The 22409-nt window shown below is 67.7% G+C and carries 18 protein-coding genes; 7 read left to right on the top strand and 11 right to left on the bottom strand.

What is annotated here, in order from left to right; genetic code table 11:
• Positions 1-37 precede the first annotated feature (37 nt).
• Together ABS767_RS01260 and ABS767_RS01255 are read right to left on the bottom strand one after the other, a co-directional pair.
• A complete protein-coding gene (locus ABS767_RS01260) occupies positions 38-514 on the bottom strand; it encodes a dihydrofolate reductase (protein WP_408078633.1) in 477 nt (158 codons plus the stop codon).
• Positions 511-1305 (bottom strand): thymidylate synthase, encoded by a 795-nt coding sequence (locus ABS767_RS01255; protein WP_408076546.1) that lies wholly within the window; start codon positions 1303-1305, stop codon positions 511-513. The genes ABS767_RS01260 and ABS767_RS01255 overlap by 4 nt, the downstream gene beginning before the upstream one ends.
• 124 nt (positions 1306-1429) lie before the next feature.
• On the opposite strand from ABS767_RS01255, the gene ABS767_RS01250 reads away from it, so the two are divergent.
• Positions 1430-1831, top strand: a complete 402-nt coding sequence (locus tag ABS767_RS01250; protein ID WP_408076545.1) for a JAB domain-containing protein — start codon at positions 1430-1432, stop codon at positions 1829-1831.
• 3 nt (positions 1832-1834) lie between these two features.
• Here ABS767_RS01250 and ABS767_RS01245 read toward each other — a convergent pair whose 3' ends face one another.
• The 4 genes from ABS767_RS01245 to ABS767_RS01230 form a co-directional block, all read right to left on the bottom strand.
• Positions 1835-2596, bottom strand: a complete 762-nt coding sequence (locus ABS767_RS01245; protein ID WP_408078632.1) for a class I SAM-dependent methyltransferase — start codon at positions 2594-2596, stop codon at positions 1835-1837.
• A 2-nt stretch (positions 2597-2598) separates the two neighbouring features.
• Entirely contained in the window at positions 2599-3726 is a 1128-nt protein-coding gene (gene prfB, locus ABS767_RS01240) for a peptide chain release factor 2 (RefSeq protein ID WP_408076544.1), read from the bottom strand.
• Between the two features lie 114 nt (positions 3727-3840).
• On the bottom strand, positions 3841-6348 hold the full coding sequence (locus tag ABS767_RS01235) for a penicillin-binding protein 1A (protein WP_408076543.1): 2508 nt from the start codon (positions 6346-6348) through the stop codon (positions 3841-3843).
• A gap of 88 nt (positions 6349-6436) precedes the next feature.
• Positions 6437-7687 (bottom strand): N-acetylmuramoyl-L-alanine amidase, encoded by a 1251-nt coding sequence (locus ABS767_RS01230; RefSeq protein ID WP_408076542.1) that lies wholly within the window; start codon positions 7685-7687, stop codon positions 6437-6439.
• A gap of 471 nt (positions 7688-8158) precedes the next feature.
• On the opposite strand from ABS767_RS01230, the gene ABS767_RS01225 reads away from it, so the two are divergent.
• From ABS767_RS01225 to ABS767_RS01215, 3 genes are all read left to right on the top strand, one after another.
• Positions 8159-10816, top strand: coding sequence for an Rne/Rng family ribonuclease (locus tag ABS767_RS01225; RefSeq protein ID WP_408076541.1), 2658 nt, complete (start codon positions 8159-8161; stop codon positions 10814-10816).
• Between the two features lie 140 nt (positions 10817-10956).
• Entirely contained in the window at positions 10957-12306 is a 1350-nt protein-coding gene (locus ABS767_RS01220; RefSeq protein ID WP_456293441.1) for a M48 family metalloprotease, read from the top strand.
• A complete protein-coding gene (locus ABS767_RS01215) occupies positions 12303-13055 on the top strand; it encodes a DsbA family protein (RefSeq protein WP_408076540.1) in 753 nt (250 codons plus the stop codon). Before ABS767_RS01220 ends, ABS767_RS01215 begins: the two co-directional genes overlap by 4 nt.
• A 28-nt stretch (positions 13056-13083) precedes the next feature.
• Here the strand turns inward: ABS767_RS01215 and ABS767_RS01210 are convergent, their stop codons facing one another.
• Positions 13084-14550: a serine hydrolase gene (locus ABS767_RS01210; RefSeq protein WP_408076539.1), complete on the bottom strand. Its 1467-nt coding sequence runs from the start codon at positions 14548-14550 to the stop codon at positions 13084-13086.
• 158 nt (positions 14551-14708) lie between these two features.
• Here ABS767_RS01210 and ABS767_RS01205 point away from each other — a divergent pair, with 158 nt between their 5' ends.
• On the top strand, positions 14709-15650 hold the full coding sequence (locus ABS767_RS01205; RefSeq protein WP_408076538.1) for an ABC transporter ATP-binding protein: 942 nt from the start codon (positions 14709-14711) through the stop codon (positions 15648-15650).
• A complete protein-coding gene (locus tag ABS767_RS01200) occupies positions 15647-16417 on the top strand; it encodes an ABC transporter permease (RefSeq protein WP_408076537.1) in 771 nt (256 codons plus the stop codon). Before ABS767_RS01205 ends, ABS767_RS01200 begins: the two co-directional genes overlap by 4 nt.
• 18 nt (positions 16418-16435) lie before the next feature.
• Here ABS767_RS01200 and ABS767_RS01195 read toward each other — a convergent pair whose 3' ends face one another.
• On the bottom strand, positions 16436-17167 hold the full coding sequence (locus ABS767_RS01195) for a CPBP family intramembrane glutamic endopeptidase (protein WP_408076536.1): 732 nt from the start codon (positions 17165-17167) through the stop codon (positions 16436-16438).
• A gap of 40 nt (positions 17168-17207) precedes the next feature.
• On the bottom strand, positions 17208-18179 hold the full coding sequence (glpX, locus tag ABS767_RS01190; RefSeq protein ID WP_408076535.1) for a class II fructose-bisphosphatase: 972 nt from the start codon (positions 18177-18179) through the stop codon (positions 17208-17210).
• A gap of 170 nt (positions 18180-18349) precedes the next feature.
• Between glpX and ppc the strand changes: the two genes are divergently transcribed.
• Positions 18350-21025 (top strand): phosphoenolpyruvate carboxylase, encoded by a 2676-nt coding sequence (ppc, locus tag ABS767_RS01185; RefSeq protein WP_408076534.1) that lies wholly within the window; start codon positions 18350-18352, stop codon positions 21023-21025.
• Between the two features lie 2 nt (positions 21026-21027).
• Here the strand turns inward: ppc and ABS767_RS01180 are convergent, their stop codons facing one another.
• Both ABS767_RS01180 and ABS767_RS01175 read right to left on the bottom strand, forming a co-directional pair.
• Positions 21028-21423 carry an acyl-CoA thioesterase gene (locus ABS767_RS01180; protein ID WP_408076533.1) on the bottom strand — a complete coding sequence of 132 codons (396 nt, stop codon included), beginning with the start codon at positions 21421-21423 and terminating at the stop codon, positions 21028-21030.
• A gap of 11 nt (positions 21424-21434) precedes the next feature.
• Positions 21435-22364, bottom strand: coding sequence for an MliC family protein (locus ABS767_RS01175; RefSeq protein ID WP_408076532.1), 930 nt, complete (start codon positions 22362-22364; stop codon positions 21435-21437).
• Positions 22365-22409: the final 45 nt, after the last annotated feature.

The raw sequence follows: 22409 nt of genomic DNA, 5'->3' as shown, positions 1-22409 counted from the left end.
CGGCACCGTGGACCCCGGCACAAGGCCGGGGTGACGATTACGAGAGGCGTTCGAGCGTGACGAAGCTGTAGGCGGGGCGTTCGCCCTCGGCCGGGTGGTCGTCGCGCGCGGTCTCGCGCCACTCCGGGCCGAACGGCGGCACCACGGCATCGCCCGCGGGGGATAGATGCACCTCGGTCAGTTCGATGCGGTCGGCGCGGTCGAGGAACAGCGCGAAGATTTCCGCGCCGCCGATGATCGCGACCTCGCCGTTGCCTGCGGTTGCCAGCGCCTGTTCGACCGAATGCACCACCTCCGCCCCCTCGGCGCGCCATGCGGGGTCGCGGGTCAGGACGATGTGGCGACGGCCGGGCAGGGGGCTGGGGAAACTCTCGAACGTCTTGCGGCCCATCACCATCGGCTTGCCCATGGTCTGCGCCTTGAAGCGCCGGAGGTCGGCGGGCAGGCGCCAAGGCAGGTCGCCATCGACTCCGATCACGCCATTGTCCGCGCGTGCGAGATGGAAGGTGATCAGACCGCGACCTCGGCCTTGATATGCGGTTGCGCGACATAGTCGTGCAGGGCGAAATCCTCATACTCGTACGCGTCGATCGACGGCGGGCGGCGCAGGATTTCGAGGCGGGGGAGCGGGCCGGGCGCGCGGGAGAGCTGCAGCTCGGCCTGTTCGACATGGTTGGAATAGAGGTGGCAGTCGCCGCCGGTCCAGATGAACTCGCCGACGTCGAGGTCGCATTGCTGGGCGAGCATATGGGTGAGCAGCGCGTAGCTGGCGATGTTGAACGGTACGCCGAGGAAGATGTCGGCGCTGCGCTGGTAGAGCTGGAGCGAGAGCTTGCCGTTGGCGACATGGCACTGGAACAGGCAGTGGCACGGCGCGAGCGCCATCGCGTGCAGCTCGCCCGGGTTCCAGGCGGAGACGACCATGCGGCGCGAGGCGGGGCTGGTCCTGAGCGTCTCGATCAGCTCCTTGATCTGGTCGATATGGCGGCCATCGGGCGCCTCCCAGTCGCGCCACTGCTTGCCGTAGACGGGGCCGAGATCGCCGTTCTCATCAGCCCATTCGTCCCAGATGCTCACGCGGCGGTCCTGCAGCCATTTCACATTGGTGTCGCCGCGCAGGAACCACAGCAGTTCGATGAAGATCGAGCGGATGTGCAGCTTCTTGGTGGTGAGCAGCGGGAAGCCTTCCGACAGGTCGAAGCGCATCTGGTGGCCGAACACGCTGCGCGTGCCGACGCCGGTCCGGTCGTTCTGCACCGCGCCGTCGCGCAGCGCGCGTTCCATCAGGTCGAGATATTGCCGCATCGGGCGAACCTAGCCGACCGTCCCCACCCCGCCAAGCAGGGTTGCGCCGAAATGGAGGTTTAATCCTCCGCTTCGGACCCTGTTGCGATGGACCCGGCAGCGCCGCCTCGCGAGGCTTCGCGGCATGGCCGGCGAGTCGTGCGACCCCACCCCGGATTCCCGTTTCGGCGCGCTGGCCAACCTGTTGGCGGCGAGCATCGCCGCCGAACCGCGCGAGGTCGCGGCCTTCGCCTATTGCGATCCGGCCGGCCGGGTGCTCGGCACGTTGCGGATCGCGTCGGCCGACAGCGGGTCGCTCGACCTGCCGGTCCGGCGGATCGTTGCCGACGCGGTCCTGCTCGACGCGCCGCGCGTGGTGATGGCGCACAACCATCCATCGGGGGATGCTTCCCCCAGCCGGGCCGACCGCGCGGCGACCAGCCGGATGGCGCGCGCGTTCGAAGCGATCGAATCGCGGCTGGTCGATCATGTCGTGGTGGGTCGCGGCGGCGCGGTGTGGAGCTTTCGCGCGGCGGGGCTGCTCTAGCGGCTATTCGTCGCCTTGCGGCGTGGCGCCACCCTGTGGCGATGGCAGCCCGCGATTCGGGCAGGCGCGGATCGATGCCGGATCGGGGCGCGGGCCCTGTGCCTTGAACATTGCGAGATAGCCGCCGGCCGACGGCATGTCGCGCATCGACACCAGCGCATAGCCGACCGCGGCGAATTCGCATTTCAGCAGATCGGGCGGAGTCCCGTGATTCTGCGTCTCGCGGTTGGCGTCGACGACCACGACCAGTCCGTCCTTGCGCAAGGACGGGCGCATTCGCCACAGGAACTCATACGGCTCCTCGATCTCATGATACATATGGACCATGAAGACGCGGTCGAAGCTGTTGTCGGGCAGCCTGGGATCGTCGGGTTCGCCAAGGCGCACGCTGACATTGTCGAGCCGCTCGCGCGCGACGCGCTGCGCGAGCGCGTCGCGGACTTCAGGAATGATGTCCTCCGCCAGCACGCGCCCGTCCTTGCCGACGCGCTGGGCGAGGCGGATGGTGTAATAGCCCTCACCCGCGCCGATATCGGCGACGGTCATGCCGGGGCGGATGTCGGCGCGGTTCATCACCGTGTCGGCTTCGTTGAGGCGATCGCGCGCTTCCTCGGTCGACCAGCGCGCCGAAACGATCGTCGCCACCGGCCGGTCCGCCGCGGGAAAACTCAGTTCCTCGCTCGGCTCGGGCTGGGGGCGCGGGCGCGTCTCGTCACAGCTCGCCAGCGCAAGCGCGGGGAGCAGGATCAGCGCGGCCCGGGTCAGTCTCAATCGACGTCCTCCACCTCGACCGTCTCGCCGGTCACGCGCTGTGATAGCGCAGCAGCCATGAACGGGTCGAGTGCTCCGTCGAGCACATCGGCGGGCGCGGTCGATGTCGTGCCGGTGCGCAGATCCTTCACCAGCTGATAGGGCTGGAGGACGTAGGAGCGGATCTGGTGGCCCCAGCCGATCTCGGTCTTGGCGCTGTATTCGCCCAGCGCCGCGGCCTCGCGCTTGGCCAGTTCGGCCTCGTACAGGCGGGCTTTCAGCATCCCCATCGCGGTCGCGCGGTTCTTGTGCTGCGAACGGTCCTGCTGGCTGGCGACGATGATGCCCGAGGGCACGTGGGTGATGCGCACCGCGGAATCGGTGGTGTTGACGTGCTGCCCGCCCGCACCCGAGGCGCGATAGGTGTCGATCTTGAGGTCGCTTTCGTTGATCTCGATATCGATCGAATCGTCGATCACCGGATAGACCCACACCGACGAGAAGCTGGTGTGGCGCCGCGCCGAGCTGTCATAGGGCGAGATGCGCACGAGGCGGTGGACGCCGCTTTCGGTCTTGGCATAGCCATAGGCGTTCTCGCCCTTGATCAGCAGTGTCGCCGACTTGATCCCGGCCTGTTCGCCGGCGTGATAGTCCATCAGTTCGACCTTGAACCCGTGGCGTTCGGCCCAGCGCGTGTACATGCGCTGGAGCATTTCGGCCCAGTCCTGGCTTTCGGTGCCGCCCGCGCCCGAATGGACTTCGAGATAGGTGTCGTTTGCATCGGCCTCGCCCGAGAGCAGCGCCTTGACCTTGTCCTGCTCGGCGCGTTCGGCGAGCGCGGCGAGGCCGGCGACGCCCTCGTCACCCATTGCGGTATCGCCCTCTTCGTCGGCCATCTCGATCAGTTCGAGCGTGTCGGCGAGTTCCCGCTCGATCGCGCGGGTCGCGCTGATCGATTCGTCGAGCCTGCGGCGTTCGCGCATGACATCCTGCGCCGCCCTGGGATTGTCCCACAGCGTCGGATCCTCGACCCGGGCGTTCAGTTCGTCGAGCCGGCGCAGCGCCTTGTCCCAGTCCAGGAACCGGCGCAGCAGCGCGAGGGCGTCGTTGATCTTGTCGGCGTAAGCCTGCGCTTCGGCGCGCATCGTGAAAACCTTTCAAATGAACCGTCACCCCGGCGAACGCTGGAGTCTCAAACCGCAAGCGAGCGGCATGCGGCGCGAGGCCCCAGCTTTCGCTGGGGCGACGAATTAGTGCCGCTAGTAGATTCCGCCCTCGCGTTGCAAGAAGTCGCTGTCGCGTGGCCCCTCCTGACGCACGGCCTTTTTCTTGACCTCCGCCTTGGGCGCTTCCTCTTCGTCGCGCATCGTCCGGCGGCGCGGCTCGCTTTCGGGCTTGAACGCTTCCCAGATCACCGCGCCCTTGGGATCGGTTCCGGGCCAGGCGCCGAACACGCGCTTGCCGGTGGTGCGGTCGATGCGGACCATGCGAATGCCCGATGGCGCGGTGAAGGGGAGGACATCCAGCCCTTCATACGCCTTTTGCGCGAACGCCTTGAAGATCGGCGCGGCGATCGTGCCGCCCTGGGCATAGCCGCCGAGATTGGTCGGCGTGTCATAGCCCATATAGAGGCCCGCGATCATCTGCGGCGTGCCGCCGACGAACCACACGTCGCGCGGACCGGTCGAGGTGCCGGTCTTGCCCATGATCGGACGGTTGAGATCGCGCAGGATGGTCGCGGTGCCGCGCTGGATCACGCCCTCGGTGATGTGGACCATCTGATAGGCGCTCATCGCGTCGAGCACCTGGCGCGAGCGGACGACGGGGCGCGGCATCGGCTTGCCGTCCCAGTCGGGCATGTTGCAGCGATCGCACGGGCGCCAGTTTTCCGGCCACACCACCTTGCCGTGGCGGTTCTGGACGAAGTCGATCAGCGTCGGGTTGAGCGCGCGGCCGTGGTTGACCAGGATCGAATAGGCGTTGACCATCCGCATCACCGTCGTCTCGCCGGCGCCGAGCGCATAGGAGAGATAGGGCGGATATTTCTGCTGGCTGACCCCGGTGCGCTGCATCAGGTCGACCACCTTGTCCATGCCCGTCTGGTTCGCCGCCTGCACTGTCATCAGGTTGCGCGACTGTTCGATGCCCCAGCGCATCGTCTTGGGACCCGCGCCGCGCGTGCCGCCGAAGTTGCGGAAGCACTTCTCGCCCAGCGCTGCGCCCTGCCACACGCAGAAGGGCCCGTCGACGATGATCGAGGCCGGGGTCATCCCGTTCTCCAGCGCGGCGGCGTAGACGATCGGCTTGATCGTTGATCCCGGCTGGCGCTGCGCCTGGGTCGCGCGGTTGAATGCCTGAACCGTCGCGTCGAACCCGCCCTGCATCGCGAGGATGCGGCCGGTGCGCGGATCCTCGACCACCATGCCGCCCGAAATCTTGGGGATCGAGCGCAGGCCGAACACCCCGCCCTCGGGCGCGACCGCGATGACGTCGCCGGGCTTCAGCGCGGCGAACGCGGTGCCGCCCTTGCCGCGCACGGGCATCTGCGCGCCGCCGCGCGGGAGCGTGCCGGTCCGCCCGTCGCCAAAGCCGATCTCTGCCGACGTGCCGGATTTCGAGATGACGATGGCCGAACGCCAATCCTCATAATCGAGATCGATATTGTGGTTGAGCAAGGCGCTGCGCCAGCCATCGCCCTCGAACGGCGCCTCGCGCATCGGGCCGGACCAGCCGCGGCCGCGATCATAGCGGAGCAGGCCTTCGCGCAGCGCCTTTTGCGCGGCCTTCTGGATTTCCGGATCGAACGACGTGCGGACCCACAGACCGCCGGCATAGACGCTGTACGGTCCGGATTCCTCGGTCTCGCCGAACTTGTCGATCAGCTGGCGGCGCACCTCTTCGATGAAATAGCCGCCCAGCGGATCGGTGCTGGGCGTCTTGCGCGGGACCGCGCCGAGCGGGGCGGCGAGCGCGGCGTCGAGCTGCGCCTGGTCGATATAGCCATTCTCGTGCATCTGCCCGAGCACCCAGTTGCGGCGCTCGATCGCGCGCTTCTCGTGCCGTTCGGGCATGTAGTTGCTCGGGCCCTTGGGCAGGATCGCGAGATAGGCGAATTGCGGCAGCGTCAGGTCGCGCACGCTCTTGTCGAAATAGGCGTTGGCCGCCGCTTCGACCCCGAACGCGTTCCGGCCGAGCGCGATCTGGTTGAGATAGAGTTCGAGAATCTGCTCCTTCGACAGCGAATTTTCGATGCGGAAGGCGAGGATGGCCTCGCGCGCCTTGCGGACGTAGCTGACTTCGTTGGTGAGCAGCAGGTTCTTCGCCACCTGCTGCGTGATGGTGGAGGTGCCGCGCGGCGTTTCGCCGCTGGTCAGCCCCTGCCACGCGGCGCGGGCGAGGCCGGGATAATCGACGCCGCTGTGCTGGAAGAAGGTCTTGTCCTCGGCCGACAGGAACGCGCCGACCAGGAGCTTGGGATATTCCTCGTACGACAATTCGACGCGGCGTTCGCGCGCATAGCTGCGCAGCGGCATGCCGTCGCCGGCGCGAATGTTCGTCGGCAGCGGCGGCTCATAGGCGCGCAATTTGTCGACCGACGGGAGGTCGCGCAGGAACAGCGCCCAGAGCGCGATCGTGCCGAGACCTGCGAGCAGGGCGAGCCATGCCAGGACACGGAACCACCATTTCCTGCGCAGTTGCGCGAAGCGGTTGCCGACGTCCTCACGCGTGAACTTGAGGGTGAAATTGGGTTGATACTGATCGGCCATCGCGCGCGGGGTTTAGCAGGATACGCCCGTCATGCCACCTGCGTTTGCGACGGGTGGGGCGAGCGGGGCCGCGCGATGGCGGCCCCGGCTATCGCGATGCCATCCGCGTCGCGAAATGGATCGCGACCGCGCGGCTGACGCTCTGCGCGATGCGCTTGCGCCCGTCGCGCGAGTTCAGGATCGCGACATCGGCCGGGTTGGAGATATAGCCGGTCTCGAACAGGATCGAGGGCATGTCGGGTGCCTTGAGTACCAGCAGCGATGCCATGCGGTGCGGGTTTTCCTTGACCGGGATCAGCCCCTGCGCCTCGCGGCTGAGCAGGCGTGCGAACTTGGCCGATGCATTCATCGTCTCGCGCTGGGTCAGGTCGATCAGGATCGACGAGACGTCGCGATTCTGCCCGTCGAGATCGATTCCGGACAGGATGTCGGACTTGTTCTCGCGCGCGGCGAGGCGTGCGGCTTCCTTGTCCGAAGCGACTTCCGACAGGGTATAGACCGTCGCGCCGCTGGCGCTGGGCGTATGCGCGGCGTCGCAATGGATCGAGATGAACAGCGCGGCGCCGAGCTTGCGCGCCACCTCGAACCGGTCGCGGTGGAGCAGGTAGCGGTCGTCGTCGCGGGTCAGCGCGACGCGCACCCGGCCCGATGCGACCAGTTCGTCGCGGATCGCGCGGGAAATCTTGAGCGCAATATCGGCCTCATGCACGCCATCGGCGGAGATCGATCCGGGGTCGCGCCCGCCATGGCCGGGATCGAGCACGACCAGCGGGCGATCGTCGTCGGCGCCATAGACGCGCGGGAGCGCGAAGGGCGCGGGTTTGGGCGGGACCGCCACCGACACGCTATAGGGATGGCGGCTGGACGCGCGGGCGAAGCTGAACGGGGGCAGGAAGCTCATCCGCCCTTCCGCCGCGGCGCGCGCGAACCGTGCGTCGTCGACCGTGCGCAGCTCGAGCGTCAACGTCGCGCCGTCGGCGGCAAAGCGCCCCTCGGTCACGATCGCGGGACGGGCGAGATCGAACACGACGCGCGCGCCATCGCCCTGCGCCGCCTGTCGGACGCCGGCGACGGGACTCTGCGTCTGGCCGGGTGCAGCGCCGGGGCGCGCGCCCATCAGGTCGATCGCGATCCGGTTCGGCCCGGCGAGCAGGAAGCTGCTGGCCTGTGCCACGCGGTCGTCGAACCGTATCACGATCCGGTTCGACTGGACGTCGATATCGCGGATCGTGCCGGCCCAACTCGGCGCGCCGTTTAGAAAGCCGGCGAGAAGGGCCAGAAAAAAAGTCACCCGGGCGATATGCCGCGCCGGGCTGGGGGGGGTCCAGCCCAAAAGCATGCACGTGTACTCACAACAAACGTAACCCTGACCCTGCCCGTCTACCCCCGTGCTTCTTCAATCGCGGTGAAGGGGTGCGGTTAATGCGCCGTTCGGCATGTTTTTGCCGGTTGCCGGCAGCGCGATGCCGGTCGTCCTTGCCGATTGCCATATCGCAAGCGGAATGTTGCCGCGCCGCGCGACGGGTGCTAGGCAGCGAGCCTGCCGGACCCGCATCTGCGGTTTCGGCTTCCCATCGTCGGCCCCACTGGCCCGGCATTTCAGGTTGACGCTGCATGAGGCAATTTCCGTCCATCCCGCATCGCACCGCTCAGGCGGTCGCGCGCGAGGCGGCGGAGGCGGGCACCCACGGGTCCGGCCGTGCCGATGCAGCAGAGGCATCACCAAACCCCCGCGCCCCCATCTCGACGTGGCGCAATCATGTTCGCGCGCCGCGGCTATCGAGCGCTTGGCGCGCCCGGAGACTCATCAATGACCATGCGTATGCTGATCGACGCACGCCACCGGGAAGAGACCCGCGTGGCGGTCGTCAAAGGAAACCGAATCGAGGAGTTTGATTTCGAAAGTGCCGAGCGCAAGCAGCTCAAAGGCAATATCTATCTAGCCAAGGTTACCCGCGTCGAACCGTCGCTGCAGGCGGCGTTCGTCGAATATGGCGGCAATCGCCACGGGTTCCTGGCGTTCAGCGAAATCCACCCCGACTATTACCAGATCCCCAAGGAAGACCGCGACGCGCTGTTGCGCGAAGAGGCCGAGCATGCCGCCGAGGAAGCGGCGCTGCGCGAGGAGGCCGACGGCGACGAGGATCATGACGACGAGGACGGCGAGGTCGAGGTGCTCGAGCGCCCGGCCGACGAGGACGAGGAACATGCCGAGGCGGCCGAAGGCGACGCCGAGGGTGAAGGCGAGTCCGGCAAGGGCGGTCGCCGCCGTCGCGGTCGCAAGGGCAATGACGACCAGGTCGAGGCGCTGCGCCAGCGCCGCATGAGCCTGCGCCGCCGCTACAAGATCCAGGACGTGATCCGCCGCCGCCAGGTGCTGCTGGTCCAGGTCGTCAAGGAAGAGCGCGGCAACAAGGGTGCGGCGTTGACCACCTATCTGTCGCTTGCCGGCCGGTACTGCGTGCTGATGCCCAACACCGCGCATGGCGGCGGGATCAGCCGCAAGATTTCGAGCGCAGCCGACCGCAAGCGGCTCAAGACGATCATGGCGGACATGAAGCTGCCGCCGTCGATGGGCTGCATCGTCCGCACCGCGGGGCTTCAGCGCACCAAGACCGAGATCAAGCGCGACTTCGACTATCTCGCGCGGCTGTGGGACGAGATTCGCGACAAGACGCTGCAATCGTCGGCGCCGGCGCTGGTCTATGGCGACAGCGACCTGATGAAGCGGGCGATCCGCGACATCTACAACAAGGATATCGACGAGGTGATCGTCGAGGGCGATGATGGTTATCGCCAGGCCAAGGACTTCATGAAGCTCCTGATGCCGAGCCACGCCAAGAAGGTGAAGCATTACAGCGACGCGGTGCCGCTGTTCCAGCGCGCCGGGGTCGAAGAGCAATTGTCGGCGATGTACCACCCGGTGGTGCAGCTCAAGTCCGGCGGCTATCTGGTGATCAACCCGACCGAGGCCTTGGTGTCGATCGACATCAACTCGGGCCGGTCGACGCGCGAGCATTCGATCGAGCAGACCGCGACCGCGACCAACCTTGAAGCCGCGCAGGAAATCGCGCGCCAGCTGCGGCTGCGCGACATGGCCGGCCTCGTCGTGATCGACTTCATCGACATGGATCATTCGTCCAACGTCCGGAAGGTCGAGAAGGCGATGAAGGAGGCGCTGAAGAACGATCGCGCGCGCATCCAGGTCGGTCGCATCAGCGCGTTCGGCCTGATGGAGATGAGCCGCCAGCGGCTGCGTACCGGCGTGCTCGAGGCATCGACGCGCCAGTGCCCGCATTGCGAGGGGACGGGCCTGGTCCGTACGGCGTCGTCGGCGGGCCTCAGCGCGCTGCGCCTGATCGAGGACGAGGCGGCGCGCGGCCGCGGGTCGGTCATCACGCTGCGCTGCAGCCAGGAAGCGGCCTTCTACGTGCTCAACAAGAAGCGCGCCGACATCGCCGAGATCGAGGATCGCTATGGCGTGAGCGTCGAGATCCTGTCGGATGGCGAGCTGGAAGGCGCGCGCATGTCGGTCGAGGCCGACGGGCCGCCGCCGGCGCACGCACCCAAATTCGCCGCCGCGATCGAGGAGATCGAGGAGGACTTCGTCGAGGAGATCGACGAGGAGGAAGAGGAAGAAGAGGTCGAGGCCCGCGCGCCGCGCGAGCGGCGTGAGCGCGACGATGGCGAGGGCGAGGGCGGTCGCAAGCGCCGCCGCCGCCGCCGCGGTCGGCGCAACCGCCGCGAGGACGGCGATGCGCCGCAGGGTGTCGAGGGCGAGCAGGACGGCGATGCCGACGGCGAAGGCGATGACTCGCCGCGCGATGGCGAGTCCGAAGTCGCAGCCGAAGCGTCGGGCGCCGATGGCGAGGGCGAGGGCCGCAAGCGCCGTCGTCGCGGTCGCCGTGGCGGACGTCGCGGTGCGGGTGCCGGTGAGGATAGCGGAGCCGAGGCAGCGGAAGACGCTGGCGAGGGTGAAGCCGTCGTCGAAGCGCAGCCCGAGGACGCGCCGGTCGCCGAGACCGGTGCCGATGCCGAGGAAGCACCCGCCAAGCCCAAGCGTACGCGCCGCAAAAAGGCCGATGCCGAGCCGGTGAGCGAAGCTGCCGAGGCTGCGCCCGAGGCACCGGTCGAGGCGCCTTCCGCCGAGGAAGCGCCGGCCAAGCCCAAGCGTACGCGTCGCAAGAAGGCTGAAGAAGCACCTGCCGCCGAAGCTGCGCCGATCGAAGCGCCCATCGCGGCACCGGTCGCGGCGGACGAGGAGGCGGCCGAGGCCCCGGCCAAGCCGAAGCGCACGCGTCGCAAGAAGGCCGAAGCCGCTCCGGTCGAGGAGGTGAGCCAGGATCTCGACGCCACGGCGCCCGCGGGCGATGTCGCGCCGGAAGATGCGCCGAGCGAGACTTCGCAGGGCGAAGGTGAAGCCGGTGCGCCGCGCCGCGGCTGGTGGCAGCGCACCTTCGGCGCCTGATCCAGCTTGAAGGGGCGGGGACGCGACCGGCGTCTCCGCCCTTTTCATGCCAGGTTCAGACCGCGCCGCCCATCCTGCATGGGATGCGTCCGGTCATGCTGACCGTTGATCGCGGGGGATTTTCCGCCATGATGCCGCCGATGAAGCGCCTAGTCTCCCTGTTCGCGCTGCTGTTGCTGCTGTGCGTCACCAGCCCCGCCTATGCCCAGTCGATCCTGCGCGATGCGGAGAGCGAGGCGTTGTTCGCCGACATGTCGCGCGACATCATCAAGGCGGCGAACCTGTCGCCGGCCAATGTCCGCATCGTCCTGATCAACGATCCGTCGATCAACGCCTTTGTCGCGGGCGGGCAGATGGTGTTCATCCACTCGGGGCTGATCGACGCCGCCAGCAACGCCAACGAGGTGCAGGGCGTGATCGCGCACGAACTGGGCCATATCACCGGCGGCCATGTGCCGTTGGGCGATCGCATGGCCAAGGGCGCGACCGGCATCACGATCCTGAGCCTGCTGCTCGGCGCCGCGGCGATGGCGGCGGGCTCCGCCGATGCGGGCGTGGGCCTGATGCAACTCGGCCAGCGTGCGGCGATGGGCAGCTACCTAGCGTTCAGCCGCGCGCAGGAAGCGACCACCGATGCGGCGGGCGTCAAATTCCTGTCGGGTGCGGGCGTGACCGGCAAGGGCATGCTCGGCTTTTTCAAGAAGCTGCAGCAGCAGGAATATCGCTGGGGCCTGAAGCGCGGCAGCGACCAGAGCTATGTGATGAGCCACCCGATGTCGGGCGAGCGCATCTCGACCCTGACCGCCGACCTGCAGTCGGACCCGGCGTGGAACAAGCCGAGCGACCCCGAGATCGAGGCGCGCTTCCTGCGCGTCCAGGCCAAGCTGCGCGGATTCGTGTCCGAGCCCAAGGATACGCTGCGCAAATATCCGGTGTCGGATACCAGCGTGCCCGCGCACTATGCGCGCGCCTATGCCTATCACCTGGGCGGCTATCCCAAGGAGGCCGCGGCAGAGGCCACGGCGCTGGTGAAGGCCGAGCCGAAAAATCCCTATTTCCTCGAACTCGAGGGGCAGATCCTGCTCGAGTCGGGCAAGCCTGCGGATGCGCTCGTCCCGCTGCGCGAGGCGACCAGCCTGACCAATTTCCAGCCGCTGATCGCCACCACCTTCGGCCATGCGCTGATCGCGACCGAGGATCCGAAGCATCTCGCCGAAGCCGAGACCGTGCTGCGTCAGGCCGTCGCGCGCGATCAGGAAAACCCGTTCGCCTGGTATCAGCTGGGCATGGTGTACGAGCGCAAGGGCGATACCGCGCGCGCGGCGCTGGCGACCGCCGAGCGCGCGAGCATGAGCGGCGATTTCGGCCGCGCGCTGCCGAGCGCGCAGGCGGCGATGGCGGGGCTGCCGCAGGGATCGCCGGACTGGATTCGCGCGCAGGACATCGTCATGGCGGCGCAGGGATTGATGCAGGACAGGAAAAAGAAGTGATCGAACGATTGGCGAAGAGCCCGCTGGCGCTGGCTGGCGTGCTGGTCCTGTCGGGCGCCATCGGCGGTGCGCTTGTGCTGGGCGTACAGGCGCTGGGGTCGGGCGGCGCGGGATCGCGCGACGAGGCGGCAATCGGGAAGGTCGTGCGCAGCTATGTGCTCGAGCATCCCGAGATCCTGCCCGAGGCGATGAAGCGCCTGCAGGAGCGCGAGAGCGGGAAGGTCGTCGCCGCCAATCGCAACGCGATCACCAAACCCTATGCCGGCGCGTGGGAGGGCAATCCGTCGGGCGACGTCACCGTTTCGGTGTGGATGGACTATGCCTGCGGCTATTGCCGCGCCAGCCTGCCGATGATCGCGCGATTGTTGGCCGAGGACCCGAAGGTGCGCGTCGTCTATCGCGAGCTGCCGGTCCTGAGCGAGGAAAGCCGCGTCGCCGCGCGCTGGGGCCTCGCCGCAGCGGAGCAGGGCAAGTTCAAGCCGTTCCACACGTCGCTCTATTCGGCGGGCCAGCTGAGCGAGGCGTCGATCGATGCGGCGGCGAAGAGCGCGGGGCTCGATACCGCGCGTGCGCGGCAGGCGATCAGCAGCGAGCGGGTCGAGGCCGAGGTCACGCGCAATCTGGACGTCGCGGGCAAATTGGGCGTCACGGGCACGCCCAGCTGGGTGATCGGCGACCAAGTGATTTCGGGCATGGTCCCCTATGACGTGCTGAAGCAGGCGGTCGACGCCGCGCGCGCGGCGCGCTAGCGCCCGCGGACGTCCAGCCCCGCGCGGCTCAAGGGGCGCCGACCCGTTCGACGGGCCGGGTCACGGGGTCGGCGCCGCTGCCGGGACGGTCGATCGTCACCTGCACGATGCGACCATCCGCACCCCGGTGAAAGCGCAGCCGGTTGGGATAGTCGTCGATCGCGAACGTGCCCCCGCCGAGATGGCGCATGCGGCTGGCGTCGCGCCCCAGAAACTGCGTGAAGAAGTCGGACGCGATCCACAGCGCGCCATCCTGTTCCTCGATCCGGTAGTCGAGCCCGAGATCGTAGAGCAGGCCCTTGTAGGTGCCGGGCAGGGCGCGTGCGAGGGCGGGGTCGATCGGGCGATCGGGCGGGGGCGTCGCGCCCCAGCGCATCGTGTCGATGATCGCGCCGCGGAGCATCGCGAAGACCGGGCCGGTATTGGCATCGTCGCCATTGCCCATCAGCACGAAGCCGTATCCGCCCGTCATCGCGCCGAACAGGTCGCTGTTGACGCCGGTGTTCGACCCGTCGTGGCGGAACCAGTCGGTGCGGCCGAGGCCGAAGCCGCGGAAGAAGGGCATCGCCATGCCGCCGACCGGCTTGAGCGAGACGATGCCGGTCAGCGCGCGCGCCATGGCGGGGGTGACCGGGCCGTCGTGGCTGCCCATGAGCGCGCGCTGAATGGCGATGGCAAAGCGCGCGAGATCGGTCGGCGTGGACCACATGCCCGAGGCGGAGACCTGCGGCGTGATCGGCAGGCCGGTGCGGATGATCCTGCCCTGCTCGTCATGGACCAGCGCGACATCGCGCGCGAACCCCGGCTCGCCGGGCTGGATCATGCTGGTGTGGCGCATGCCGAGCGGGCCGAAGACTTTCTCCGCGGCGAGAGCGGCGAGCGGGCGGCCCGTCCGGTCCTCAATCGCCATCTGCGCGATGACATAGCCGCCGCCGCTATATTTCCAGTCGGTGCCGGGCGCGAACAGGAACGCGATCGGCTTGTCGTAGCGCGGGATCCGGCCCTCGAGGCTGTCGACCAGCGTGGGGATGCGATCGCCTTCATAATAGTCGGCGAAGCCATGCTGCGAGGTGCCCGCGCGGTGGGTGAGCAGCTGGCGCAGCGTGATGCGCGCGCTGGCGGGATAGGGGCTGTCGGGCAGACGCCAGCGCCTGAGATAGGTCGCGACCGGCGCGTCGAGGTCGAGCCGGCCCTCGGCCTCGAGCATCAGCGCGAGCAGTGCGGTGACCGGCTTGGAGATCGATGCGGTCGAGAAGGCGGTGGTGTCGCGGATCGGAGCGTCGGTGCCGACGGCCTTGCTGCCGAAGCTGCGGACCGCGACGATGCGGTATCGGTCGAACACCGCAATGCTGAGGCCGGTGAGCTTATGCTCGGCCATTGCCGCGGGCACCGCACACCATACCGCGTCCAGCTGGCTCGACTGGGCGGTCGGGGGTGGCGGAAGCGGCGCGGCTGTTTCGGGATGGACACAGCCGCTGGCCGCAAGGGCAAGCACGGACGAGACGAGGGCAATTCTGATGACGCACTCCTGTTCGACATGAGCGGAGTGTATTATCACACTATATCACCCAGGTTCAACCGCGAATGTCATCGCGCCCGGTCTTGCTGGTGTGCAACCCCCAACCCATATGCTGCGCCTGCTAAGGGGGCCATATGCAACCAATTCTATCCGTCCGCGGCGTCAGCAAGACCTATGCCTCGGGGCACAAGGCGCTGGGATCGGTCGATCTCGACATCAACAAGGGCGAAATCTTCGCGCTGCTCGGCCCGAACGGCGCGGGCAAGACGACGCTGATCAACATCATCTGCGGCATCGTCACGCCCAGCAGCGGCACGATCCTGGTCGGCGGGCATGATGCGATCGCGCAGGCGCGCGCCGCGCGGATGATGATCGGGCTGGTCCCGCAGGAACTGTCGGTCGACATGTTCGAAACCGTGCAGGCGACCACGCGCTACAGCCGCCGCCTGTTCGGTCGCGCCGGGCATGACGCCTATATCGATCAGGTTTTGAAGGACCTGTCGCTGTGGGACAAGCGCAAGTCCAAGATCATGGAGCTGTCGGGCGGCATGAAGCGCCGCGTGCTGATCGCCAAGGCGCTGGCGCATGAGCCCGACATCCTGTTCCTCGACGAGCCGACCGCGGGCGTCGACGTGGAGCTGCGCCGCGACATGTGGAAGCTGGTCCACCGGCTGCGCGAACGCGGGACGACGATAATCCTGACGACCCACTATATCGAGGAGGCCGAGGAGATGGCCGACCGGGTGGGCGTCATCAACAAGGGCGAATTGTTGCTGGTCGAGGACAAGGCGGTGCTCATGAAGAAGCTGGGCAAGCGCGAGCTGGACCTGGCGCTGGTTGAGCCGATGACGGACATTCCTGCCGAGCTTTCCGAATGGCAGCTCAGCCTGGCCGATGAAGGGACGCGACTCCGCTATACGTTCGATGCGCAGGCCGAACGCACCGGCATCCCCTCGCTGCTGCGCAAGCTGGGCGAGCTGGGCATCGCTTTCAAGGACCTCGACACGTCCAAGTCGAGCCTGGAGGATATCTTCGTCGACCTTGTCGCGACGAAGCGTGAGGAGGTGGCGGCATGAGCGGGTTCAACCATCATGGCGTCTGGGCGATCTATCGCTTCGAGATGGCACGCGCGATGCGCACCCTGTGGCAGAGCCTGGTCACCCCGGTGATCACCACCGCACTCTATTTCGTGGTGTTCGGCGGCGCGATCGGATCGCGGATGCAGGAGCTGGACGGGGTCTCCTACGGCAGCTTCATCGTGCCGGGCCTGATCATGATGAATCTGTTGCAGCTGTCGATCTCGAACGCGTCGATCGGCATCTATTTTCCGAAGTTCACCGGCACCGTGTACGAGCTGCTGTCGGCGCCGGTCACCGCAATCGAGATGGTCATCGGCTATGTCGGCGCGGCGGCGACCAAGTCGATCGCGATCGGCCTGATCATCCTGGTCACCGCGATGGCGTTCGTCGACGTGCCGCTGGCGCATCCGTTCATGATGCTGACGATGCTGGTGCTGACCGCAGTGACGTTCAGCATGCTGGGCTTCATCATCGGCATCTGGGCCAAGGGGTTCGAGCAATTGTCGTTCGTCCCGGCGCTGATCGTCACGCCGCTGACCTTCCTCGGCGGCGCCTTCTACACGATCAACATGCTGCCCGAGCCGTGGCGGAGCGTCAGCCTGGCCAACCCGGTCGTCTATCTGGTCAGCGGCTTCCGCTGGGCGTTTTTCGACAAGGGCGACGTGGCGATCGGCGTGAGCCTGGGCTTTACCGCCGCGTTCCTGTTCGTGTGCCTCGGCGTGATCGCATGGATCTTCAAGTCCGGCTGGCGGCTGAAGAACTGACGGCTGGATGGGTGCGGCTCACCGCCGCACCAGCAGCGGCCGGATCACCAGCGCGTTGAGGTTGAGCAGTATATGGACGACCATCGCGAACCATAGCTGCCCGGTGGCGAGGTAGAGGATCGCGAGCAGCGCGCCGACCAGCGCCGACATCGCCATGCCGACCCAGCCCTGGTAGCGATGGGCATAGGCGAAGAGCAGCGTGGTCAGGGCCATGCCCAGCTCCGCGCTGCCCGTCACCCGCGCGACGAACAGCGGGAAGGCGAGGCGGAAGAACAATTCCTCGACAAGTCCCGCCATCGTGCCCAGCGCGGCGGTCCAGCCGATCTCCTGCGCGGTGCGCGGCATCAGCGCGGCGATCTTTCCCGCCATCAACTGGCGCTTGCCCCGCCGCGCGAGCCACCAGGCGATGGCGAGACCGACCAGCGACCCGCCACCGAAGCCTGCGAGCACCGCGATCTTGAGGTCGAGGATGTCGCCGCCGAACCCGGCGAGCGTGCGTGCCGGGGCGATCAGCGGTTCGAATTCCGGGGGCGGGATCGACAGGGCGCCCCAACGTCCGGTGAGCACCAGGGCTGCGAGCGCGCTTGCGCCGAAGGCGAGCGGGGCGCGGCGCATCCAGCGGCGATAGCGCCCGATCCGGTCATCGCGCCCGGTGCCGCCACCATCGCCCCCGACATACCAGAGATAGGCGGCAGCGAGCGCGGCGAGCAGCAGCGCGTCGAGCGGCGCGAACGGCAGCGCCGCCGTCAATCCGCGCCCGTCACATCAGCATGAGCCCCCGGGAACGCGCTCATCGATCGGTGCGGTGCTCGCCCTTGACCCAGCGGACGGTACCCGAGCTGGCGCGCATCACGACGCTCTCGGTCGTCATCTTGCCGCGCATCCGCTTGACGCCTTCGAGCAGCGAGCCGTCGGTCACGCCGGTCGCGGCGAAGATGCAGTCGCCCTTGGCGAGCTCCGACAGGTCGTATTGCTTGTCGAGATCGGTGATGCCCCATTTGCGCGCGCGGGCGCGCTCATCCTCGTTGCGGAACAGCAGCCGGCCCTTGAACTGGCCGCCGACGCAGCGCAGCGCGGCACAGGCGAGCACGCCCTCGGGCGCGCCACCCTGACCCATATAGACGTCGATCGTGGTGTCGGGATCGGTGGTCGCGATGACGCCCGCGACATCGCCGTCGCCGATCAGCACGACGCCGCAACCGAGCGAACGCAGCTCGGCGATCAGCTTTTCATGGCGCGGGCGATCGAGCACGCAGGCGATGATATCCTTGGGCTCGACACCCTTGGCCGCGGCGATGGCGCAGATGTTCTCGGTGACCGACTTGTCGAGATCGATCATATCGGCGGGATAGCCGGGGCCGACCGCGATCTTGTCCATATAGACGTCGGGGGCGTTGAGCAGGTTGCCCTCCTCGGCGATCGCCAGCACCGCGAGGCTGTTGGGCCCGGCCTTGGCGCAGATCGTGGTGCCTTCGAGCGGGTCGAGCGCGATGTCGATCTTCGGCCCCTTGCCCGGCGCGGAGCCGACTTTCTCACCGATATAAAGCATCGGCGCCTCGTCGCGCTCGCCCTCGCCGATCACCACGGTGCCGTCCATATAGAGTTCGTTGAGCGAGGCGCGCATCGCCTCCACCGCGGCGGCGTCGGCGGCCTTTTCGTCGCCGCGTCCGGTAAGCGTGGATGCAGCGATCGCGGCAGCTTCGGTCACGCGAACCATTTCGAGAACGAGAACGCGGTCGAGAACCTGGCTGGCGGTCTGCATGGGCTGGGCTGTCCTATCGGTGGATGCTGTGCAGGGGCGATAGGTGGGCGCGTCGGCCTTGTCGATGCCCGCCAACGCTGTCATCCGACGCAAATCGACATTTGGCGCGGGATGGTAACGAGCGATACGGAGTCGTTGACGTGGTCCACCCCGCAGTGCAGCACGCACCCATGGCCAGCTCACCCCCCATCACCAACAATTCCGACATCCGTTTCCTTGGCCGCGTGCTCGGCGATGTGATCCGCGCCTATGGCGGCGAGCCGTTGTTCCGGCGGATCGAATATATCCGGTCGGCATCGGTCGACCGGCATCGCGGGATCGCCGGGGCGGAGTCGATCGATCCCGGTCTGGACAGCCTCAGCCTCGACGACACGCTCGATTTCGTGCGCAGCTTCATGCTGTTCTCGATGCTCGCCAACCTGGCCGAGGACCGGCAGGGAATTGCCGCCGAGCCGGGCGCGGATGTCGAGCATGCCGTCGCCAAGCTGAAGGAGCACGGCATCGACCGCGACCGCATCGTCGCGCTGCTCGAACACGCGCTGGTCGCGCCGGTACTGACCGCGCACCCGACCGAGGTGCGGCGCAAGTCGATGATCGACCATCGCAACCGCATCGCCGAGCTGATGCGGATGAAGGACGACGGGGTCGCCGAGACGCCGGATGGCGACCTGGTGGACGAGGCGATCGTGCGGCAGGTGGCGCTGCTGTGGCAGACGCGGGTGCTGCGCTTCGAGCGACTCTATGTCGCCGACGAGGTCGAGAATGCGCTGTCCTATCTGCGCGACGTGTTCCTGCCGACGCTGCCAGCGCTGTATGCGCGCTGGGACCGTGCGCTGGGCAGCCGCGTTCCGGCGTTCCTGCGTCCGGGCAACTGGATCGGCGGCGATCGCGACGGCAATCCGTTCGTCACTGCCGATTCGATGCGCCTCACGTTGGCGCGATCGTCCGAAGCGGTGCTCGCCCATTATCTCGATGCCGTGCACGCGCTGGGCGCCGAGATCTCGATCTCGTCGCGCCATGCGCAGATCGATGCCGGCGTCCAGGCGCTCGCCGATGCGAGCGGGGATACGGCGGCGAGCCGCGCCGACGAACCCTATCGCCGGGCGATTTCGGGCATCTATGCGCGGCTGGCGGCGACTTATCGCGACCTGACCGGCAAGGCGCCGCCGCGTCCGGGCGCGCTGAGCGGCGAGCGTTATGCCGATCCTGCCGAATTCCGCGCCGACCTGTCCGCCATCGCCAAGGGGCTGGCGGCACAGGGTGGCGAGACGCTGGCGTCGAGCGGTGCGCTGGGTCGCCTGATCCGCTCGGTCGACATTTTCGGCTTTCACCTTGCGACGCTCGACATGCGCCAGAACAGCGCGGTGCACGAACGCGTGGTGGGCGAGCTGCTCAAGGTCGCCGGGGTCGAGGCGGACTATGCCGCGCTGGACGAGGATGCGCGCGTCGCGCTGCTGCGCCGCGAGCTCGCCAGCCCGCGCCCGCTGACCAGCCGCTATGCCGACTATAGCGAAGAGACGGCGTCCGAGCTCGCTATCGTCCATGCCGCGGCGGAGGCGCATCAGCGCTACGGCCGGGCGGCGATCTGCCAGTATATCGTGTCGATGGCGCAGTCGGTGTCCGACCTGCTCGAGGTCAATATCCTGCTCAAGGAAGCCGGGCTCTACATTCCGGGCGAGACGCCGCAGGCGCACGTGATGGCGGTGCCGCTGTTCGAGACGATCGGCGATCTGGAGGCCGCGCCCGATATCATGCGGGCCTGGTTCGCGCTGCCCGAGATCGCCGCGATCTCGAAGGCGCGCGGGCATCAGGAAGTGATGATCGGCTATTCCGATTCGAACAAGGACGGCGGCTATCTGACCTCGACCTGGGGGCTGTCCAAGGGGTCGACCGCGCTCAAGCCGGTGTTCGAGGAAGCGGGGATCGGCATGCAGCTGTTCCACGGACGCGGCGGCGCGGTCGGGCGCGGCGGCGGATCGTCCTTCGCGGCGATCCAGGCACAGCCGCCGGGCACGGTGCAGGGCCGCATCCGCATCACCGAACAGGGCGAGGTGATCGCCGCCAAATATGGCACGCGCGAAAGCGCACAGACCAACCTCGAAGCGATGGCGTCGGCGACCTTGCTCGCTAGCCTGGAGCCGCAGCGCCTGTCGGACGCGGACGCGGCGCGATTCGAGGCGGCGATGGAGGAGCTGTCGACCACGGCGTTCAAGGCCTATCGCGACCTCGTCTATGGCACCGACGGGTTCACCACCTTCTTCCGCCAGATGACGCCGATCGCCGAGATTGCGGGCCTGAAGATCGGCAGCCGCCCGGCGAGCCGCAAGAAGAGCGACGCGATCGAAGATCTGCGCGCGATCCCCTGGGTGTTCAGCTGGGCGCAGGCGCGCGTGATGCTGCCGGGCTGGTATGGCGTCGGGCAGGCGCTCGCCGGGTTCAAGGATCGCGGATTGCTGCGCGAAATGGCGGCGGGCTGGCCGCTGTTCGCCTCGACGCTGGCGAACATGGAGATGGTGCTGGCGAAGTCCGACATGGGCATCGCCGAACGCTATGCAGCGATGGTCGAGGATCGCGATCTGGCCGATGCGATCTTCGGGCGCATCCGCGACGGATGGCGGACGACGCACGACCAGTTGCTCGAAGTCACGCGCCAGACGCGGCTGCTGGAGAAGCATCCCGCGCTCGAAACTTCGATCAAGCTGCGGCTGCCCTATATCGAGCCGCTCAACCTGCTGCAGGTCGAATTGCTCAAGCGGCATCGCGCGGGCGAGACCGATCCCAAGATCGAGCAGGGCATCCTGCTGTCGATCAACGCGATCGCGACGGCGCTCAGAAACTCGGGCTGAATTCAGGATTCAAGAAACGGCGCGGCGATTTCCGGGCGGACGCGGACCAGTCGTCCGGTGGCGCGGTCGAGCATCGCCCAGGTCGAGACCGCCTCCACCTTCACCCGGCCCTCGGCATCGGTGAAGCGCATGTGGCGGTCGAAGCGGGCACCCTTGGGCGGGTCGGGAACCCAGGTTTCGGCGGTGACCGTCTCGCCCGCCACGACATTGCCGCGATAGTCGATTTCGTGTCGGGTCACGACCCAGACGAACGCGTCGCGATGTTCGGGCGGGGCGACGCTGTTCCAGTGCGCGACCGCGACATCCTGAATCCAGCGGACCCAGACGGCGTTGTTGACGTGTCCCAACTCGTCGATGTCGTCGGGCCGGGCGGTGATCTGTTGCGTGAAGCGCGCCATGCGCTTGACGCTTACGGCACCCGCGCCGTGCAGGAAAGCGGCGGCTTGCCATCCTGTGTCAGCGTGACCTCACGCCCCTTGCCGCGCAGTTCCCAGCCGCGCCCGACATACCAGATGCCCGACGCCGCGCGCCGCTGCTGAAGCGTCCCGATCCGCTCGCGGTCGCGCAACAGCGTCACGCGACCATTGTCCGGATCGAAACGGGCGGTCAGCCGGGCGCCGTCGGCGCAGCGATAATGCGCGACCGAGCGGTTGTCCTCGGTCGGCTGTGGGGTCGGGGTGGGCGACGCCTCGCCCGGGCGCGCGTCGAGATCGGACGCATAGATGCGCCAGCGGCGTTGGGCCGCGCTCGACCCGGGGACGTCGGCAACGCGGCGCAGCGTCACGGTTCCGCGCAGGGCGAAGGGACGATTACCTTGCTTGAGCGTGCCCTGCACACGCACTGGGATGCGCGTATAGCGGCTTCCGGCCGCGCCTTCGACCGGTGAGGGCGTTCCGACCGTCGCGCGATACGACCCGTATTTCTCGAAACTGCGCGCGAACTGCGCTGCCGTCATGCCGGCCCGGCCCGGTTCCCACAGCGCATAGGCGCGGCGGGGATTGCCGTTGCCGAGCAGGGTGAAATAGCGTTGAGCTACCCGCGCTGCCCCTTGCGGGCCGGCTTCGGATTCGGGCGTCGGTGCGGGATCGCCCGAACCCGCGGGCTTGTCGGTCTCATCGGTCTCATCCGGGGTGGGCGTCGGCGGCGGGGGCGCGTCGATCTCGGCTGCGGGTGGGTCGACCGGATCGTTTGTGTCACCCGTGTCGGACGGCGGAGCCTCCAGATCGCTTGGCGCCGCATCCACCGCATTGCCGCTCTCGTTGCCGGGCGCGGGCACGGAGCCGGGCTCGCCCCCGCAAGCTGCGATCAACAGCGGTAGAAACAGGACAGCGCGGCGCATGCGAACCTCGTCGGCTAGAACAGGAGCAAACCCAACGCCGCCGCA

This window comes from Sphingomonas plantiphila (genome assembly GCF_046000505.1).
Classification (GTDB): domain Bacteria; phylum Pseudomonadota; class Alphaproteobacteria; order Sphingomonadales; family Sphingomonadaceae; genus Sphingomonas; species Sphingomonas plantiphila.
Note: the sequence above shows the minus strand (reverse complement) of the source record. Positions and strands in the feature narration are given on the sequence as shown.

Excerpts from the sequence above, each read along its gene's own strand:
- ABS767_RS01255 (WP_408076546.1), bottom strand. The coding sequence starts at position 1,305 with ATGCGGCAATATCTCGACCTGATGGAACGCGCGCTGCGCGACGGCGCG.
- ABS767_RS01250 (WP_408076545.1), top strand. The coding sequence starts at position 1,430 with ATGGCCGGCGAGTCGTGCGACCCCACCCCGGATTCCCGTTTCGGCGCG.
- prfB (WP_408076544.1), bottom strand. The coding sequence starts at position 3,726 with ATGCGCGCCGAAGCGCAGGCTTACGCCGACAAGATCAACGACGCCCTC.
- ABS767_RS01235 (WP_408076543.1), bottom strand. The coding sequence starts at position 6,348 with ATGGCCGATCAGTATCAACCCAATTTCACCCTCAAGTTCACGCGTGAG.
- ABS767_RS01230 (WP_408076542.1), bottom strand. The coding sequence starts at position 7,687 with ATGCTTTTGGGCTGGACCCCCCCCAGCCCGGCGCGGCATATCGCCCGG.
- ABS767_RS01225 (WP_408076541.1), top strand. The coding sequence starts at position 8,159 with ATGACCATGCGTATGCTGATCGACGCACGCCACCGGGAAGAGACCCGC.
- ABS767_RS01220 (WP_456293441.1), top strand. The coding sequence starts at position 10,957 with ATGAAGCGCCTAGTCTCCCTGTTCGCGCTGCTGTTGCTGCTGTGCGTC.
- ABS767_RS01205 (WP_408076538.1), top strand. The coding sequence starts at position 14,709 with ATGCAACCAATTCTATCCGTCCGCGGCGTCAGCAAGACCTATGCCTCG.
- ABS767_RS01200 (WP_408076537.1), top strand. The coding sequence starts at position 15,647 with ATGAGCGGGTTCAACCATCATGGCGTCTGGGCGATCTATCGCTTCGAG.
- glpX (WP_408076535.1), bottom strand. The coding sequence starts at position 18,179 with ATGCAGACCGCCAGCCAGGTTCTCGACCGCGTTCTCGTTCTCGAAATG.
- ppc (WP_408076534.1), top strand. The coding sequence starts at position 18,350 with ATGGCCAGCTCACCCCCCATCACCAACAATTCCGACATCCGTTTCCTT.
- ABS767_RS01180 (WP_408076533.1), bottom strand. The coding sequence starts at position 21,423 with ATGGCGCGCTTCACGCAACAGATCACCGCCCGGCCCGACGACATCGAC.
- ABS767_RS01175 (WP_408076532.1), bottom strand. The coding sequence starts at position 22,364 with ATGCGCCGCGCTGTCCTGTTTCTACCGCTGTTGATCGCAGCTTGCGGG.